General features: G+C 66.7%; 13 protein-coding genes and 1 pseudogene. 1 reads left to right on the top strand and 13 read right to left on the bottom strand.

Annotation, left to right across the window (positions count from 1 at the left end; all coding sequences use genetic code 11):
* Positions 1-74: 74 nt before the first annotated feature.
* From ACL58G_RS20455 to uxaC, 10 genes are all read right to left on the bottom strand, one after another.
* Positions 75-2,204, bottom strand: a complete 2,130-nt coding sequence (locus ACL58G_RS20455) for an alpha-L-rhamnosidase-related protein (RefSeq protein ID WP_440962970.1) — start codon at positions 2,202-2,204, stop codon at positions 75-77.
* A gap of 77 nt (positions 2,205-2,281) precedes the next feature.
* A complete protein-coding gene (locus tag ACL58G_RS20450) occupies positions 2,282-3,520 on the bottom strand; it encodes a glycosyltransferase (RefSeq protein WP_413388673.1) in 1,239 nt (412 codons plus the stop codon).
* Positions 3,521-3,842: 322 nt separating this feature from the next.
* Complete coding sequence (locus tag ACL58G_RS20445; protein WP_440962969.1) at positions 3,843-4,043, bottom strand: LytTR family DNA-binding domain-containing protein; 201 nt, start codon at positions 4,041-4,043, stop codon at positions 3,843-3,845.
* A 146-nt stretch (positions 4,044-4,189) separates the two neighbouring features.
* Positions 4,190-5,440, bottom strand: a complete 1,251-nt coding sequence (locus tag ACL58G_RS20440; RefSeq protein ID WP_440962968.1) for a DUF2863 family protein — start codon at positions 5,438-5,440, stop codon at positions 4,190-4,192.
* A gap of 66 nt (positions 5,441-5,506) precedes the next feature.
* Entirely contained in the window at positions 5,507-6,229 is a 723-nt protein-coding gene (locus tag ACL58G_RS20435) for a GntR family transcriptional regulator (RefSeq protein ID WP_440962967.1), read from the bottom strand.
* On the bottom strand, positions 6,226-7,173 hold the full coding sequence (locus ACL58G_RS20430; protein ID WP_440962966.1) for a sugar kinase: 948 nt from the start codon (positions 7,171-7,173) through the stop codon (positions 6,226-6,228). Before ACL58G_RS20430 ends, ACL58G_RS20435 begins: the two co-directional genes overlap by 4 nt.
* Positions 7,174-7,206: 33 nt before the next feature.
* Positions 7,207-8,502, bottom strand: coding sequence for an MFS transporter (locus ACL58G_RS20425; RefSeq protein WP_440962965.1), 1,296 nt, complete (start codon positions 8,500-8,502; stop codon positions 7,207-7,209).
* Positions 8,503-8,598: 96 nt separating this feature from the next.
* Entirely contained in the window at positions 8,599-10,026 is a 1,428-nt protein-coding gene (locus ACL58G_RS20420; RefSeq protein ID WP_440962964.1) for a tagaturonate reductase, read from the bottom strand.
* A 10-nt stretch (positions 10,027-10,036) separates the two neighbouring features.
* Positions 10,037-11,635, bottom strand: coding sequence for a UxaA family hydrolase (locus ACL58G_RS20415; protein WP_413388687.1), 1,599 nt, complete (start codon positions 11,633-11,635; stop codon positions 10,037-10,039).
* A gap of 10 nt (positions 11,636-11,645) precedes the next feature.
* On the bottom strand, positions 11,646-13,040 hold the full coding sequence (gene uxaC / locus ACL58G_RS20410; protein ID WP_440962963.1) for a glucuronate isomerase: 1,395 nt from the start codon (positions 13,038-13,040) through the stop codon (positions 11,646-11,648).
* Between the two features lie 175 nt (positions 13,041-13,215).
* Here uxaC and ACL58G_RS20405 point away from each other — a divergent pair, with 175 nt between their 5' ends.
* Positions 13,216-14,508, top strand: a complete 1,293-nt coding sequence (locus ACL58G_RS20405) for an NCS2 family permease (protein WP_440962962.1) — start codon at positions 13,216-13,218, stop codon at positions 14,506-14,508.
* A gap of 89 nt (positions 14,509-14,597) precedes the next feature.
* On the opposite strand, the gene ACL58G_RS20400 is transcribed toward ACL58G_RS20405, so the two are convergent.
* From ACL58G_RS20400 to ACL58G_RS20390, 3 genes and pseudogenes are all read right to left on the bottom strand, one after another.
* On the bottom strand, positions 14,598-15,929 hold the full coding sequence (locus ACL58G_RS20400; protein ID WP_440962961.1) for a putative bifunctional diguanylate cyclase/phosphodiesterase: 1,332 nt from the start codon (positions 15,927-15,929) through the stop codon (positions 14,598-14,600).
* Positions 15,930-16,035: 106 nt separating this feature from the next.
* A pseudogene (locus ACL58G_RS20395) lies at positions 16,036-17,244 on the bottom strand (response regulator); the annotation flags it as partial.
* Between the two features lie 310 nt (positions 17,245-17,554).
* The gene (locus tag ACL58G_RS20390; protein ID WP_440962960.1) at positions 17,555-18,184 is read right to left on the bottom strand and encodes a response regulator; all 630 of its coding nucleotides are present in this window, start codon (positions 18,182-18,184) and stop codon (positions 17,555-17,557) included.
* Positions 18,185-18,337: the final 153 nt, after the last annotated feature.

Raw genomic sequence — 18,337 nt, 5'->3', positions numbered from 1 at the left:
TTCGGTCTCCTTGGTTTTTAATCTATAACGTACTGACCGGATTATAGATGCACCCAAGGAATCCCCGCAACAGCTTATTTTTTGCGCGCAACAGTGACCGTCTTCCCTCCTTCCAGCGCCAGCTCGTAGCGGCGCTCGCCGATCCTGCGGATCGTCCCGCCATCGCTGCGGGGTGTGCCCGCACTCGTGAACCGCAGGACGCCCTGCCCCGCCACGCCCGTCACCCGGATCGTCTGCGCGTCCGCGTACACGGCGATGTCGCCGCGCGGCGTCGGCACCTTCCCGTCGATCCATGCCAGGCCGCCCAGGTCCGGCTCGACGACATAGGCGGCGTAACCGGGCTGCGTCGGCTTCACGCCCAGGTAGTATTTGCCGAGCAGGTAGAGCGGACTCGCGCCCCAGGCGTGGCACAGGCTCATGCCGAACGGCTTGCCGTACATCGCGTAGCGCGCGGCGCCCTCCACGTTCGGGTCGTACTGCTCCCAGAAGCAGGTCGCGCCCGCGCGCAGCATGCCGCCCCAATAATCCTTGATCTGGCCCGTGACGTAGCGCTGCTGCCCGCTTTCCGCCAGCGCCGCCAGTTCGTAGAAGCGCATGTACGGGGTCGTGATCTTCGGTACCGAGTCGCTCGTGAGGACGTTGCGGCGCACGGCGGCGGCCTGCGCGTCGTCCAGATAGCCGAACATCAGCGCGAACATGTTCGGATGGCGCGTGACGAGCGGGTTGACCTTGCCGTCCTTGCGGGCGTGGATGAACAGCTGGCGTTGCGGATCCCAGAACGCGGCCATGATCTTCGTCTTCAGCTCCGCGGCGAGCTGGCGGTACGTCGCGGCCTTCGCGTCGTCGTGGGCCAGCGCCGCGCAATCCGCCATCGCTTCCAGGCTCCTGGCGAACAGCAGCTGGATGACGGCCAGCTCGCCATCCTTCGGCATGTCGGCCCAGTCGACGAACACCCAGTCGCCCGGCAAGCCTTCCAGCATGCCGTTCGCGTTGCGGCGCGCGAGCACGAAGTCCATCAGCGTCGTCATGCGCGGGTAGACGCTCTTCACGAAGTCCGCGTCGCCCGTGTACTGGTAGTAGTCGCGGATGCCGATGAACCAGTACAGCGAGTAATCCAGGATCGTGTTGATGTGCATGTCGACGGGATCCGCGCCGCGCAGTGCCCACGTCGTCCGCTTGACCGTGTCGCTGTCGAAGAACGTGTAGTAGTTCATCAGGTACGTTTGCACGGCGTCGCCGGACCACACCCAGTGGTCGCGCTTGACGCCGTCGATGAAGAATTCGCGCGTGTTCAGTTCCAGCGTGCGCTGGGCGACGTCCCAGATCCGGTTCAACTCGTCGTCGGAACTCTTGAACGTGCCGCGGTGCGCGACGGGCAGGTATTCGTACAGGAGCGTCACGTCGTCGGCGCGTATGCCGCCATCGAAGCGGACGTTCACGTAGCGCATCGCGCGCGACGTGGGCGCGATGAAGTCGCCGCGGTGGTCCGCGAGCGGGAAGCGGTCGAGGGTCTCCGCGCCCTGCTCGGACAGCGCTTCCTCTTTCGATTCGCCGTAGTACAGGGTGACCTTGCCGCTGCCCGTCAGGTTCTTCAGCTTGACGAATCCCGTCGTCTCCTGGCCGAAGTCGACGAGGACGCCGCCGTCCGCGCGCGCGACGGCGACGGCCGGGATCTCGCGGGTCGGCAGGCGGTAGCGGGATGGCGGTGTGTCCGGCGCGCTGAGGTTCCAGTGCGCCGCATGCGCCGCCGGCGCGCCGGGACGCGGACCGACCGACCACGAGGCGTCGGAGCGGATCGTCGGTCCCTGCACGAACACGGCCGGCGGCGAGGCCGCGTTATAGACCTGCAGGTTGAGCGTGTGCCTGCCGGCGGGGACGCGCACGCGGTGCTGGTCGCCATGGACGAACTGGCCGTCGATGGCGACGTTGTAGATGCCTTCGACGGCGATGTCGATGTCTTCCGGCGCGGCCAGGTCGACCTGCCGGATGAAGTTCACCTGCGGCTGATGGTGGTACAGGCGCCAGAACGGCGGCCAGGCGACGTCGCGCTCGACGCGCTGCACCTGCATCCGGTTGGAGAGCCAGATCTCGAAATCGCCCGGGGACCAGATCCAGGTCGCCGTGCCCTGCGCTCCCGCGCCGCCGCTGGCGACCGCCAGCAAGAGGGCGATTACATGAGCGATGAAGAGTGAATACGTTCGCATGCGCGAATTGTATTCACGTTCGTCACCGGTCACGCGCGTTTGCGCGATTTAATCGCCCGGTTGAGCGATTTCTGCGATCAGCCCGCGGCCTTCGCCATCCCGTCCTTCGGCGTCATGCGCGCGGCCAGTGCGGCGATCGGCAGCGGATTGACGTTCTCGGCGTTGACGACGTCGTCGAAGTCGCGCTGTTCCGCCTGCGCCAGGAAGCGCTGGGCCTTGTTGCTCGGCGCGGTCGTCTGGATCAGGTGGTGCATGCTGGCGGCCGTCTTGTCCCACGACGTGTTGGCGACGATGGCGCGCATGCGCTCCTTCAGCGCGGCTTGCTGCTCGTCGTTCATGGCCAGCATGCGTTCGCAGGCGGCGATGAATTTTTCCGGCGTGTCCGCGATCGCGACGACGTCGCCGTACGGCACCTTCACGTCCGTGATCGGGGTGCTGACGGACGGCAGTTCGGCCGCCATGTATTCCAGCACCTTGGTCGGGCTGATGAACTTGGTCGACTCGTTCAGCGCGAACGGCAGCAGGCAGACGTCCCAGCCGGCCAGGAATTGCGGCAGCTGTTCGTACGTGCGCTGGCCCATGTAGTGGATGTTGTTCGCGCGCGGCAGGTTGGCCGGGTCGATCTTCACGACCGGACCCACCAGGACGATCTGCCAGTCCGGCCGCGCTTGCGCGACCTGGCGGACGAGGTCGGTGTCGAAGCGCTCGTCGATGACGCCGTAGAAGCCCAGGCGCGGACGGGCGACGTGCGCCTGCTCCGGGTGGCTGTAGTCACGGTCCAGCGCCTTCTGGAAGTGTTTCGCGTCGACGCTGCTCGAGAAGCAGTGCGCGTTGGCGTGGCGCTCGCGCTTGGACTGGTACAGGCTCGGACCGCCCGTGAAGCAGAGGTCGGCGATGTTCAGCAGTGCGTTTTCGCGCTGCAGCAGTTGTTTCGGGGCGTTCTTGAAGGCCGCCAGTTCGTCCATGCAGTCGTAGACGACGAGTGCCGGATCGAAGCCTTGCAGCAGCGGCAGGGCCATCGGGGTGTAGAACCAGACGACGGGACGCTCGCCTTCCGGGACGAGGTCGGCCAGCAGCGTCTGCAGCGTGGGGATCTGGTCGTCGTGGAAGCCGGGTGCCTGGATGCCGGTATGCGGCTGGCACACCGTGATGTTCGGCGCAACGGCCGTCTTCTTCAGGTGCGCCTTGCCCTCGTCATACACCGGCTCCTCGACAAACAGGATTCGGTAGTGTTCCGCCAGGCGAGTCATGAGGTGCTGGGGGCGCTGGAAGACGAAGTCCCAGCGCAGATGGCAAAACACGATCAGGGTCGGCATGTTGATTTCCTTTCGCCTTGGGGCGTTCTAGTTGATCTGGATTCAAGGCCGGAACCTGATGCGTCGATGCTCTGGAAAACACCGACAGATCAGATGCCGGACCAGTGAATCGTATCATGCAAAATTCTTAATATTTTCATTTATGCATTGCAATGTTTGCATCGGGAAACGTGCCGCCCCCCCTACGGTCCGGGTCTCCCTAGGAGAGCTCGGCAGAGTGCCAAAAATTGTAGGTTCCCTCCTACGCGGACAATGGAAAAATCACTACGAAGCGGCATCGTCTACGCTTGCGTGACGACGTGTGCAGTGCCGCAAAACGGGATCACATCTGGCGGAATTGCCGGCCGTACGCCTCGCTCACGGCGAGCTTTTCGGGCCTGCCCTTGAGCAGGATTTCCATCGCCGTCCCGTCCCGCACGATGTGGTCGATCGCTTGCAGGTTGACGATCGCGGCGCGGTGCACCTGCACGAACTGGCCGGGATCGAGCTGTTCGATCAAGGCCTTCAGCGGGAGGCGTATCAACGCATCGCCGGCGGAATGGAACAGTCATCATGGACCCCTTGTAACGTTCGACAAGGATCATTGTATCGACGCCATGATGACCCGGCGGACGATGCGACGAAGGGGTACGCCCGCGGCATGAATGCGTTTTTCCGGGTTTGAACGCCTCAGGCCGAAAGATAGGGTTCCGCGTCTTCCGGTTCGCCGGCGGCGTCGAAGCTGCGCGCCAGCAGCACGCCGTCGAGGCCGACCGTGCCCAGCGCATCGCACAAGTCTTCCAGCTCGGCCTCCAGGTGGGCGGCCAGGTCGAGCGGCTTGTCGACCGTGGCCAGCGGCGCGCCGCCGTCCAGCGGGTACAGGTTGATCCTCAGGACTGGCTCGCCGTTGGCTTCCAGAGGCGCGACGACGGCCTTGATGCGGTCCGGCGGGCGCTGCTGCTCTTCCAGTTTCTGGTTGACCTCGGCCAGGGTGCCGAGCATCGACAGCTCGCCCACGCCCTGCTCCTTGGCGCCGTAGAACAGGTCCTGGTACAGGAAGTTCAGCTCGATCCCGGCCGGATGGCGCGACAGGCAGCGCTGCAGCAGCGGCGACACGCTGCCGGCCCACATGCGGTAGCGGGCCATGCGGCCTTCGAAGTACGCATCGGACGCGGCCTCGCCGGACGGCACCTTGTAGAACGGATCGTCGGCCGGTTTCAGCGCGAAGCCGAGCAGGAAGCGCAGTTCCATCGCCTCGTCTTCCGGCTCGTAGTCGCCGCCGATCCACGGCCGCATGCTGGCCTCGATGGCGGGCGTGGCGACGAGCTTGCGCGAGCGCAGCGCCTGCGCGGCTTCGCGCAGCATCTCCTGCAGGTGGCTGTAGCGGATGCGGTCGACGGCGTCGAGGTCGTACAGGTGGCGCACGAGCACGATGCGGGTGGCGGCGCTGGCCAGGCCGGACTGCCGGAAACTGTCCATCAGGGCGTCGAAATCGGCGTCGTCGCGGAACACGTCTTCCTGCACGAGGCCGCCCGTGCTGTGCACGAACAGCGGGATCATGAAGGCGTCGATTTCCAGTTCGGTCTCGTCGTCACGGACGTGGTAGGTGGCGGCCTCTTCTTCCACGCGCTCGCGCAGCAGGCGGCAGCAATCGGGATCCGTGTACTTCGCCACTTCGATGGCGCCGTACAGCACGTCGTCGTGTTTGCGGCGCAGCATGCGGCGCACGAGCACGGTCAGTTCTTCCTGGCGCGCGGTGAGCGTGGCCGCGTCGGGGCCTTCGCGCTCGGTGATCTCGAGCGCCAGGTCGACGAGATTCTGGGCCAGCTCGTCGGGATCCGCTTCCACCGGCCTGGCGGCCTTGGCCGGCTTGGCCGGCGTCGCTGACCTTCGGTTGGGCTGGGCCGACGGGCCCTTGGCCGGGCGCTTGTTGTTGGGCATGGCTGACTTCATCAAAGTTTACGAGCCACCATGGTAACAAATCGGTCGCGCGGGGCAAAAAACGCTTCAGCGTGGGGGGCGCGCGTCGAGGTGGGCGGTGAAGAATTCCGGACGCAGCTTGCGGGTGATTTCGAGCACCGGCATCACATGGTCGAGGTGTTCGCGCATGGCGGCCACCGCGCGGGCCGGGTCGCGCGCCTCGATCGCGTCGACGACGGACCGGTGCTCTTCCAGCACCCCGGCCATGCGGCCTTCCAGCGGCAGGGTGAGCTGGCGGTAGCGGTCCATCTGCGTCTTGGCCTGCTGGATGATCGGCCACACGCCCGGGTAGCCGGACAGCTCGGCCAGCAGCGCGTGGAAGCGCTCGTCCGTGCGGTGGAACGTGCCGAAGTCGTTCGCGGTGATGGCAGCCTCCTGCTCGGCCAGGATCGCGCGCAGGCGTGCCATGTCGTCCGGTCCCACGCGCTCGGCCGCCTTTTCGATGATCGCCGTCTCCAGCGCGTGGCGCACGAGGTTGGCCTCGTCCAGCGCGTCGAGCGGGATGCGGGACACGAACGTGCCCGAGCGCGGCACGATCTCGATCAGGCCTTCGTCCGCCAGGCGCTGCACGGCCTCGTGCACGGGCGTGCGGCTCGTGCCGAACTCCTCGGCGATGTCGCGCTCGACGACGCGGGTGCCCGGCAGCATGTCCATCTCGACGATGCGCCGGCGCAGGCACAGGTAGACGCGGCGCGACGCGGAGAGGCCGCTCTCGGCCTCGGCCACGGGATTGGGTGGGGCCTGGTTCATGGTCGGAAGTGTAGCGAATTCGGCATCGCGTCGCGCGGAATGATCGCGCCGCGGTGGCGGATCACCGTGCCGGCCAGGCGGTGCCCGGCGCGCGCCGCGTCGGCTGGCCCGTTGCCCGACAGGCGCGCGGCCATGTACCCGGCGCCGAACGAATCGCCGGCGGCCGTCGTATCGACCACGTCGTTCACGGGTTCCGGCGCCACTTCGTGCACCGTGCCGTCGTGCCAGACGACGGCCGGATCGCCGCCGCACTTGACGACGATCTCGCCCACGCCCAGCGTGCGCGTGCGCTCGATCGCGTCGCGCGCGGCGCCCGGACCATGCAGCGCGACCTCGTCGTCCAGCGTGAGCAGCGCGATGTCCGCATGGGCCAGCACGCGGCCATAGACGTCGCGCGCCGTGTCCGCGCTCTCCCACAGGCGCGGCCGGTAGTTGTTGTCGAAGACGACCTTGCCGCCCGCCGCGCGGCACCGCGCCAGCGTCGCGATCAGCACGTCGCGGTCGCCCGGGGACAGGATCGCGAGGCTGATGCCGGACAGGTACACCATGCGCGCCCCGGCCAGTTGCGCGAGCACCCGGTCCGCGCCCGGCGCCGCCATCCAGTGGCGCGCGGCGGAATCCTTGCGCCAGTAGTGGAAGCGGCGCTCGCCGTCCGGGTCCGTCTCGATCATGTAGATGCCGGGCAGGCGGTCCGCCAGGCGCAGCACGCTGGCGGTGGCGACGCCTTCGCGCTCCCACGCGGCCGCCATCTCGGCGGACATGCCGTCCTGGCCCAGGCCCGTCACGTACGCGACGTTCGCGACCGCCGGATCGAGCAGGCGCGCCATGTACACGGCCGTGTTCAGCGTGTCGCCGCCGAAGCGGTAGTCGAGCGTGCCCTGGTCGCCGTGCTTCTGCAGTTCGATCATGCATTCGCCGATCGCGTAGACGGTGTGTGCTGCCATCGTGAGTCCTTGTGTTGAGTATCGGCCGAGAGTTTACCGGATGCCGGCGACGGCCGGGGCATCTGTCTTGCGGGGCGTGCGCGGCCCGCCGTCGCGGACCATGGTCCACACGACGACCGCCGCCAGCACGTCGAACACGGCCAGCACGACGAACAGCGGGCTGTAGCCCACGTGCGTGACCACGATGCCGAACACCAGCGTGAACAGGGTCGCGCCCAGGTAGCCGGACATGCCGGCCAGCCCGGTGGCCGTCGCCACTTCGTTCTTGCCGAAGACGTCGGACGTGATCGCGTACAGCGCGCCGGACAGCGTCTGGTGCGCGAAGCCGCCGATACACAGCAGGAAGATCGCGGTGTACGGGCTGGCCACGAGGCCGATGCAGCCCGGGGCGATCATGCACAGCGCGCCGAACGCGACGACCCATTTGCGTGACGCGAACAGGGAAACATTGAAATGCCGGTGCACGAACGGCGACAGATAGCCGCCCAGCACGCAGCCGATGTCAGCGGCGAGGAACGGCAGCCACGCGAACACCGCGATCTCCTTCAGGTCCATGTGGCGCTCGGTCGCCATGTACAGCGGGATCCAGGCGTTGAACGTCTGCCACGCCGGCTCGGACAGGAAGCGCGGGATCGCGATCGACCAGAAGTTCCGGTTCCTGACGATCTCGCGCCACGACGCCTTCGCGGCGCTGTCCTGGTGCTTCGCTTCCTGGCCCGCCAGGATGTAATCGCGCTCCGCATCGGACAGCAGTTTCTGGTCGCGCGGGTGCTTGTAGAACACGGTCCACAGCAGGGTCCACGCGATGCCCAGCACGCCCACGATGACGAACGCCGACTTCCAGCCCGCGTGCAGGATCGCCCACACGACGAGCGGCGGCGCGCACAGGGCGCCGATCGACGAGCCGATGTTGAACCAGCCGATGGCGACCGACCGCTCCCTGGCGGGGAACCACTCCGTCGTCGCCTTGACGCCGGCCGGGATGCCCGCCGCCTCCGTCAGCCCGAGCAACCCGCGGAAGAACGCCATGCTCTGCCAGCCGGAGGCCAGCGCGGCGCAGGCGCAGGCCAGCGACCATGCGAACGCGAACACGGCGAAGCCGATCTTGGTGCCGATCGCGTCCAGCACGAAGCCGGCCACGGGCTGCATGACGGCGTAGCAGACCTGCCACGCGACGACGATGTACGAATACTGCTTCGTGTCGATGTGCAGGTCGGCCATCATCGTCGGCGCCGCGACGGACAGCGTGTTGCGCGCCAGGTAGTTGACGATCAGTCCCAGCGTGACCAGGCCCACCATCCACCAGCGCATGCCCTTCATTTTGCTCATGTTGTCTCCTCCGGCGCCGTTTTTTAGGCGCGCAAAATTCCGGGCCGCTCGGCGCGGGTGCGCCTGCGGCTTCTTCTTTCGTTGTTAGTGAGTGCCTTACGCCAGCAGTGCGCGGATGCCCTGCTGTTCGATGTCGCGCAGGTTCGCGGCCAGTTGCGTAGCCAGTCCCGGTACCGAATTCAGGTCCCTGCCCCACAGCGCGGCGTGGGCGAGCCAGCCGCGGGCCAGGTCGTCGAGCGACCACGCGCCGCTGCCGACCTTGTCCCAGCCTGCCTTGAACCAGGCCAGCGTGGCCGGATCGTCCGCGAGGTCGATGACGCCGCCGCGGTACAGCACCATCGTCGCGGCCATGGCGAGCACGAGGCGGCGCGGCAGGCGGCCGTCGTGCAGTTCGGCGTAGCGCAGCAGCTGCGGCAGCACGCGCGCGGCGAACTTGCTCCAGCTGTTCAGCGCGATCGCCGCGAGCCGGTGGTGGATGGCCGGGTTGCGGAAGCGGCGCAGCACGTCGGCGGCGAACGCTTCCAGTTCCACGCGGTCCATCTCCAGCGCCGGGATGATCTCGTCATCGATGGCGGCGCGCAGGAACGCGCCCACCTGCGCATCGTCGACGGCCGGACCGACCGCTTCCAGGCCAGCCAGCAGCGCGACCGGAACGAGCGTCGTGTGGCCGCCGTTCAGGATGCCGACCTTGCGCTTCTTGTACGGCGTGATGTCGTCGACGAGCTTCACGTTGAGGTCCGCGCCCGCGAGCTTCAGCTCTTCCCCGACCGCCGCCGGGCCCTGGATCACGAACAGGTAGTAGTACTCGGCCGCGACGAGGAACGGGTCCGCGTAGCCCAGTTCCTGCTCGATCTGCGCGGCGTCCGCGGCCGGGTAGCCGGTGACGATGCGGTCGACGAGCGTACTGCAGAACGTGCAGGCGTCGCCGATCCACGCGGCGAAGCCGGCCGGCAGGTCCCACAGGCGCGCATAGTGCAGCACGGCGTTCTTCAGCGCTTCGCCGTTCTTGTCGATCAGTTCGCACGGCAGCAGGATGAGGCCCTTGTCCTGTGCGCCGTCGAACGCCTGGTAGCGCGCGAACAGCAGTTGCGTGAGCTTGGCGGGGAACGTCACGGGCGGCGCGTCGGCCTGGCCATCGGTGTCGTTGACGACGATGCCCGCCTCCGTCGTGTTGGAGACGATGAAGCGCAGGTCCGGATTGGCCGCCTGGGCCAGGTAGTCGGCATACATCGTGGCCGGATCGATCTCGCGCTGCACGCATTCGACCTTGCGGTACTGCTTCACGGGCAGCCCCGCCTCGTCCAGGCCGCGCACGAGCACGGTGAACAGGCCGTCCTGCACGTCCAGCAGCGGGGCCGAGCCACCGCCGCGCGGGCGCACGACGACGACGCCGGCATCCAGGCCCGTGCGCTCGTTGAGCAGGTCGATTTGCCAGTCGAAGAAACCGCGCATGAAATTCCCCTGCCCGAACTGCAGGATCTTGACCGGCAGTTCGAACGGAGTGGTACGACGAAGTTGAGTCATGGGTCTGCCCTTACAGCGAAATATCGCGTTTCCAGAAAATGAAGTCGTATTGCTGCAGCCGGTCGGCCTTGCACTTGTATTGCCCGCCCGCCGTCGCCACGACCATGTCGAACAGGCCTTTCGCCACCTCGGGCAGCGGCTTGCCTTCGATGATCGGACCGCAGTCGTAGTCGATCAGGTCGGACAGTTTGGCGGCCACGCGGCTGTTGCTGGAGATTTTCAGCACGGGGACGATCGGGTTGCCGGTCGGGGTGCCGAGGCCCGTCGAGAACAGCACGACGTTCGCGCCCGAAGCCACGATGCCGGTGACGGATTCGACGTCGCCGCCCGGGGTGCACAGCAGTGCCAGGCCCTGCTTGTCCGTTTGCTCGCCGTAGTCCAGCACGGAGACGATCGGCGACGTGCCGCCCTTCTTCGCGGCGCCGGCCGATTTCATCGCATCCGTGATCAGGCCGTCGCGGATATTGCCGGGGCTCGGGTTGTCGGCGAAATGCGTGCCGACGGCCAGCGCGCGCTGTTCGAAGTCGCGCATCATGCCGAGGAAGCGGCGCTTGTCGTCGTCCTCGACGCAGCGTTCGATCAGCGACGACTCCACGCCGCACAGTTCCGGGAATTCCGCGAGGATCGACGAACCGCCGACGGCGACGACCATGTCCGACACATAGCCCATCGCCGGGTTGGCGGAAATGCCGGAAAAGCCGTCCGAGCCGCCGCATTTCACGCCGATCTTCAGGTGCGACAGCGGCATCGGCCGGCGCTGCACCTTGTTCGCTTCCTTCAGGTGCGTCAGGGTGTCCTGCAGCACCGCCTTCATCATCTTTTCTTCGCTGTCCCATTGCTGCTGTTCGTAGATCAGCACGGGCTTGGCGAAATCGGGGTTCTGCTTCGCGAGGGCGTCCTTGAACATGCCGATCTGCGCGTTCTGGCAGCCCAGCGAGAATACGGTGATGCCGGCCACGTTCGGGTGGTCGGCATACGCGGCGAGGATCTTGCACAGCGAGCGCGCGTCCGCGCGCGTGCCGCCGCAGCCGCCGTTGTGCGTGATGATGCGCACGCCGTCCACGTTCGGGAACGGGCGCACGACGGGCTTCGGCGCTTCCATGTCTTCGCCGAGCAGCTGGAACGTCAGCGACGCGAGGTCGTTGGTCGCATAGCCCAGCGGTCCTTCCAGCGCATTGCGCAGGTGCTCCACGTTGCGGTTCTCGCAGAACACGAGCGGGAAGATCAGCCAGTAATTGGCGGTGCCCACGCGGCCGTCCGCGCGCACGATGCCGTCGAATGTCGCTTCTTTCAGGTCCGCGACGTCGGGCGGCGTCCACGTATAAGGCTTCGACTCCCCGATCTCCACCTCGGACGCGTAATGCGCGAGGTTGTCCGTCGTGACGGCCTCCCCCTTGCGGATCGGCTGGGTGGCCTTGCCGACGACGACGCCGTACATGGACAGCAGCTCGCCCTCGGCGAAGGCGCGGCGCGCCAGTTTGTGCTTGGTCTTGACAGGCGTGGAGACGAGGATGTTCTCCCCGTTCCACGTCACGACATCACCCGGCGCCAGGTCGGTCAGGGCGACCAGCATGCTGTCGTCCGGGTGAATGCAGATTACTTTTTGCATGGTTGCCCAATCAGAGCTTGAAGTAGTTCTTGGCGTTTTCGTAGCAGATACCGCGCACGATGGTCGCCAGCGCATCGTAGTCTTCCGGATACTCGCCGCTGGCGACCCATTCGCCCAGCTGGCGGCACACGAGGCGGCGGAAGTAGTCGTGGCGCGGGTACGACGCGAAGCTGCGCGAGTCCGTCACCATGCCCACGAAGATGCCCAGCACGGAGTGATTGCCGAAGGCGAGGATCTGGTTCAGGTTGCCCAGCTTGTGGTCGTTGAACCACCAGGCCGGGCCGAACTGCACCTTGCCGGCCACGGTGCCGTCCTGGAAGTTGCCGATCATCGTCGAAAGCACTTCATTCATCGCCGGGTTCAGGTTGAACAGCATCGTCTTCGGCAGCTGTTTACGGGAGTCGAGCGCAGACAGCAGCGCCACGAGGCCGTTACTCGTCGTCATATCGGAAATCGAATCGAAGCCGGTATCCGGACCCAAAGTCTCCAGCATACGCTGGTTATTGTTGCGCATGGCACCGATGTGGAAGCACATCGTCCAGTCGTATTTCGCATAGACGCCCCCGATCGCCTCCAGCAGCCCGCGCAGGTATTGCGCCTGTTCGAGGTCGCCCAGCAGCTCGCCGCGCATGCGCCTGGCGAACAGGCCGTCCAGCTGGTCGGCCGTCGCGGCGACGGCCGGCAGCGGGATGTCGATCGCGTGGTCCGAAATACGGCCGCCGCGCGCATGGAAGTATTCCACACGGTTGGCCAGCGCGGCGATCAACGACGTGAACGAATCGATCTTCACGCCGGACACGTCGGCAAGGCGGGCCACGTATTGTTCGAAGCCCGGGTTATTGATGCGCATGGCCTTGTCCGGACGGTAGGCCGGCAGCACGCGGGTCTTCAGCGCCGATTGCGCGATCTCGGCGTGCTGCAGCAGATCGTCGGCCGGGTCGTCCGTCGTGCAGGCGATTTCCACCTTGGCCTGCTCCAGGAACGTCCACGTGTCCATGCCGGCCAGTTTCGCGTTCGCCTGTTCCCAGATCGCTTCCGCGTTCTTCTCGTTGATGACCAGGTCGATGCCGAAGATGCGGCGCAGTTCCAGGTGGCTCCAGTGGTAGATCGGGTTGCCGATGGCGAGCGGCAGCACCTTGCAGAAGGCCAGGAATTTTTCCTTGTCCGAGCGGTCGCCCGTGCAGTATTCCTCCGGCACGCCCGCCGTGCGCATCAAACGCCATTTGTAATGGTCGCCGCCCAGCCACAGCTCGGCGATGTTGCGGAACTTCTTGCGCTCGGCGATCTCGCCCTGCTGCAGGTGCGAGTGGTAGTCGATGACCGGCAGGTCGGCGGCAACTTCATGATAAAGCTTGCGGGCGACGTCGGTGGTGAGGAGGAAATCCTGGTCCATGAAGGCGGTCATAGCGTGTAGCTCCTTGGTGGCTAAATCTGATATATCAGGATGGTAGGCCTAATATATTACCAGTGCAAGGACTTTGTGCCTTCGCGGCCGTTGGTGCGGATGTTATGCTTCGGTCATCGGCTCGTGACGCATGGATACAACGCTCACGGCCATCACTACAACAATGGATCCAAGAATGCTCGACTCATTTTTCAAACTGCGCCAGAGCGGCACCGACACGCGGACCGAGATCCTCGCCGGCGTCACCACGTTCCTGACCATGGCGTACATCATCTTCGTCAATCCCACGATCCTGGGCGACGCCGGGATGCCGAAGGACGCGGTGTTCGTCGCGACGTGCCTCGTCGCGGCACTGGGCAGCCTCGTGATGGGCCTGTACGCCAACTATCCGATCGCGATGGCGCCCGGCATGGGCCTGAACGCCTATTTCGCCTACGCCGTCGTGCTGGGCATGAAGGTGCCCTGGCAGGCGGCGCTGGGCGCCGTGTTCGTGTCGGGCTGTTTGTTCATCCTCGTCTCCGTGTTCGGGCTGCGCGCGATGATCGTGGGCGGCATCTCGCGGTCGCTGCGCGTGGCGATCACGGTGGGGCTCGGGATGTTCCTCGCGCTGATCGCGCTGAAGAGCGCCGGCATCGTCGTGGCCAGCCCGGCGACGCTCGTGCAGGCGGGCAACCTGCACAAGCCGGAGGCCATCATGGCCGTCGTCGGCTTCCTGCTGATCGTCACCCTCGACCGCCTCAAGGTGCGCGGCGCGATCCTGATCGGCATCGTCGTCGTGACGATCCTCTCGTTCTTCTTCGGCGGGAACACGTTCCACGGCCTCGTCTCGGCACCGCCGTCGATCGCGCCGACCTTCGGCCAGCTGGACATCAAGGGCGCCCTCGGCGCCGGCATCCTGAACGTGGTGCTCGTGTTCTTCCTCGTCGAGCTGTTCGATGCCACCGGCACGCTGATGGGTGTCGCCAGCCGCGCGGGTCTGCTCGTGGAAGGCAAGATGGAACGCCTGAACAAGGCCCTGCTGGCGGACAGCGCCGCGATCGTCGCCGGCTCCGTGCTGGGCACGTCGAGCACGACGGCGTATATCGAAAGCGCGTCGGGCGTGCAGGCCGGCGGCCGTACGGGCCTCACGGCGTTGACCGTGGCCGTGCTGTTCCTGGCCTGTCTGTTCATCGCCCCGCTCGCGGGCGTGGTGCCCGCGTACGCGACGGCGCCCGCGCTGCTGTTCGTCGCGTGCCTGATGCTGCGCGAGCTGGGCGACATCGAGTGGAACGACACGACGGAGGCGGTTCCGGCCGCGATCACGGCGCTCGTGATCCCGTTCACCTACTCGATCGCGGAAGGCATCGCTTTCGGCTTCATCACCTACGCGCTGCTCAAGCTGACGACCGGCCGCGCGCGCGAAGTCAAGCCGGTGATCTGGGTGATCGCGGCCCTCTTCGCCTTCAAGATCGTCTATATCGGCAACTGATACCGCCGCGCGACGCCGTTGGGTGGGCGGCCTCCGCCCGCGCATCGCTGACGCGCCGCGAACGTTCGCGCGGGCGCGGGGTGTCCGCCCTACGCGGCGGCGGGTAACGGGCGGCCCGTTGCCAGCAGCTGCGCGAATTGGTCCGCCGGCACGGCGCGGCTGAACAGCCAGCCCTGCACGAGGTCGCATCCGAGGTCGGCCAGCAAAGCCAGCTGGCCGGCCGTCTCCACCCCTTCCGCCACCACCGACAGCCGCAGGCCATGCGCCATCGCGACGACGGCGCGCGCGATCGCCAGGTCGTCGGCATCCGTCTCCAGGTCGCGCACGAACGAGCGGTCCAGCTTCAGGCGGTCGACCGGGAACCGCTTCAGGTAGTTCAGGTTCGAATAGCCGGTGCCGAAATCGTCGATGGCGAGCCGGATGCCCATCCCCTTCAGCCGCGCCAGCAGCGCGATGCTCTTGTCCGCGTCGGCCATCGACGCGCTCTCGGTCAGCTCCAGTTCGAGCAGGCCGGGTTCGAGCCCGCAGTCGTCCAGTACGCGCCGCACCGTGCCCACGATGCGTTCGTCGAACTGGTGCGCCGACAGGTTCACGGCCACCGGCACGACGGGCAGGCCCGCGCGCCGCCAGGCCTGCAACTGGCAGCACACCTTGTGCAGCACCCATTCCCCCATCTCGACGATCAGGCCCGATTCCTCGGCCAGCGGGATGAAGTCGCTCGGCGGCACGAGGCCCCGCTCCGGATGGCGCCAGCGCAGCAGCGCCTCCGCGCTGACGATCGATTTGCCGTCGACGGCGATCTGCGGCTGGTAATGGAGCTCCAGCTCCTGGCGTTCGAGCGCCCGGCGCAGCGCGTTTTCCAGCTTGAAGCGCTCGTTCGCGTCGCGGTTCAGTTCCGGTCGGTAGAACGCGTAGCGCTGGCCGACACCGTCGGCCGCCTGGCGCAGCGCCGTTTCGGCGCCCCTCGCCAGCGTATCGTACGCGACGCCGTCGTTCGGATAGATCGCGATGCCGACGCTCGGGTCGAGGTGGAATTCGTCGTGCTGATACCTGTACGGTTGTCCCAGCGCGGCCAGCACGCGGCGTGCGCTGGCGGCCAGTTCGTCGGCGTCGGTGCGCAGCAGGGCCAGCGCGAACGCGCCTTCCGAGATGCTCGCGGCCATGTCCTGGCTGCCCACCGCGCGCAGGCGCGCGGCCGCTTCCTGCAGCAGGGCCTGTTCCGCGCCGGGTCCCAGCGCCTCGCGGATCAGGGCCATGCGTCCGAAGCGCACGAGCATGAAACCGAGCACGCGGCGGCCGGCCTGGGCCTGCACCTGTGCCTTGAGTTGGCGCAGGCGGTCGCGCAGCAGGTCGCGGTTCGGCAGGCCCGTGACGGCGTCGTAGTTGCTGGCATAGTGCAGCCGCCGCTCCGCGCCGCGCAATGCGGTGACGTCGATGCCGGTGCCGAGGACGAATTCGACGCTGCCGTCCTCGCGCCGCAGCAGCGTGTGCGTCCAGAACGATGCTGCGCGTGCGGCCGTCGGGCGTCACCCATTCACCCTGCAGCCGCTGCGGCTGCGGGTCCTCGGCCAGGCCCTCGAACATGCGCCGGACGACCTCCGGGTCGGCGGCGCCGCGCACCACCTCCCAGTAGTGCCGCCCGATGGCCTGCGCCGCGCGCCAGCCCAGCGATTCTTCGCAGGCCCGGTTGAACGTCACGATGCGGCCTTCCGGGTCCGTCATGAGCACGAGCGTGCCCGCCGTCTCCACGATGGCGGACAGGCGGTTGCGCTCGGAGCGCAGCGCGTTCGTCCGCTCGACGACGAGCGCCTCGGCCCGCGTGTACAGGCGCGCGCGCTCGAGCGCGAGTGCGATCTGCTGCGCCACGCCGGCCAGCAGCGCGCGATCTTCGTTACTGAATGCGTCGTGCCGGGCGCGCGCCTGCAATTCGCCGAGCCGGCGCGTCCCTGCGAGCAGCGGCAGGCAAAGCTGCGCCGGGTCGTCTCCCGCGCGGCCGTCCGCGCACGCGCAGGCGCTGGGGACGGGCCCCTCGCCCCTTTGCGCGAGCACGCGCACGGCGCCGTCGGGCGCGGCGGTGCTGATGGCGGCGCCCGCGAGCGCCGGGAGCCTGATCAGGTGATCCAGTGCGGCGCGCGCCACGTCGGTCTCGCCGGCCGCCTCGTTCAGGGCGCTCGCGATCCGGCCGAGCAGCGCGAGCGAATCGACCATGCGCGCGAGGTCCGTATTCAGGCGCTGGGTGTCCTCGTGGGTGGCCACGAGCAGTTCGTAGATGCGGCGCCGCTCGTCCGCCATCACTTCCAGCGGCCGCGCCGGGTCGCCCGCGTCCCGTCCCTGCAGGATGCGGCGCACGCGGTCGCGCAGCTGGTCGGCATCGTACGGCTTGGGCAGGAAGCCGTCGGCGCCCGCTTCCAGGCTGCGCACGATGTCCTGCAGCGTGGTCAGGCGCGTCAGCAGCAGGACGGGCACGGCGGCCAACCCCGCATCGTCCTTCAGGGCGCGGCACAGCGCATAGCCGTCCATGCGCGGCATGGCGATGTCGCTGACGACCAGGTCGGGCGCCATGTCACGCGCCATTTGCAGTGCGGCCTCGCCGTCGGCGGCCACGCGCACGCGCGCGGGGCAGTCCGGGTCGTGCGCCAGCACCCGGGCCAGGTGTTCGGCCTGTGTCGGGCTGTCCTCGGCCACGAGGATTTCATAGGATCCCCGGGCGTTCTCTCTCTTGTGCGTTGTTGTCATCTTGTTCGCGCCGCGTTTGTTGGGCGGTCGTGCCGTCATGTCATACAGTCGGTGGCCGGTGCACCGCACACCCCGGCCGTCAGAACTTGCATTGATATTAGCTAAGATGGCTAAGCAATAACATTCGTAGCAGGTCTGTCCATGACAACGAATGTCATTACGAGCGAACCGGTTCGGCGCCGGTTTGGCGCCGCCTGGCCGCGTTCCGCTGCGGCGCGACACAATTTAGGGTAGGAAAACGCGAAGAAGCCTGTCACGAATTCTATGACAATTGCCCAGACACATTGTTGCCGTATGGCAACGTAAAAGCTCAGCCGGCGAGGCCGTGCTGGAGCGCGTAGCGGATGAGGGCCGCGTTCGTCGACAACCCCATCTTGCGGAAGATGCGGGTGCGGTAGGTGTTGACGGAGCTGATGCTGATGCCCAGCTCGGCTGCGACCTGCTTGATCTGCAAACCGGAACCGATCAGCGCGACGATTTCCGCTTCGCGCGGCGTCAGGCTGTGGTGCGGGGGGCGCCCACCCGGCCGCGCTTCGAGCGCGAGCAGTTCGCCCACCCGCGGCCCCAGCCATGTGCCGCCCGTGGCTGCGCGGCGCACCGCTTCCACGAGTTCCGCAGACGCCATCGCCTTGGAGACGTAGCCGAGCGCACCCGCGCGCAGCGAGGCGAGCGCGAATTTTTCCTCAGCGTGCATGCTGAGGATCACGACCCGCAGGTCGGGGAAATGGCGCCGCAGTTCGACGAGGCCGTCCAGCCCGTCGTAATCGGGCAGTGTCAGGTCCAGGATCACGACGTCTGGGTGAACCTGGGCGATGAGGGCGATCGCCTGCTTCAAGTCTGCGGCTTCGCCGACGATTTTTAGGTCGGCGCAGGGCCGTACGATCTTCTTGATTCCTTCGCGGATCAGTTCATGATCGTCGGCGATGACTAGCCTGATCAAAATGCTTCCTTCTTACATGCAAACCGGTATGTCGGCAAAGCAAGCATTCTAGGCAACGTTTACGCACGAATGCAAACACAATCTTTGATCAGTTAACAATTGCACCAGATTTTGGGGAATTTCTCCAGATAAATGTGTAAATTTTCTACGCGA

The organism is Massilia sp. GER05, from assembly GCF_052056005.1.
GTDB classification, from domain to species: Bacteria; Pseudomonadota; Gammaproteobacteria; order Burkholderiales; family Burkholderiaceae_D; genus Telluria; species Telluria orientalis.
The sequence above is the reverse complement of the archived record's forward strand: the minus strand, read 5'-3'. Positions and strand labels throughout refer to the sequence as shown.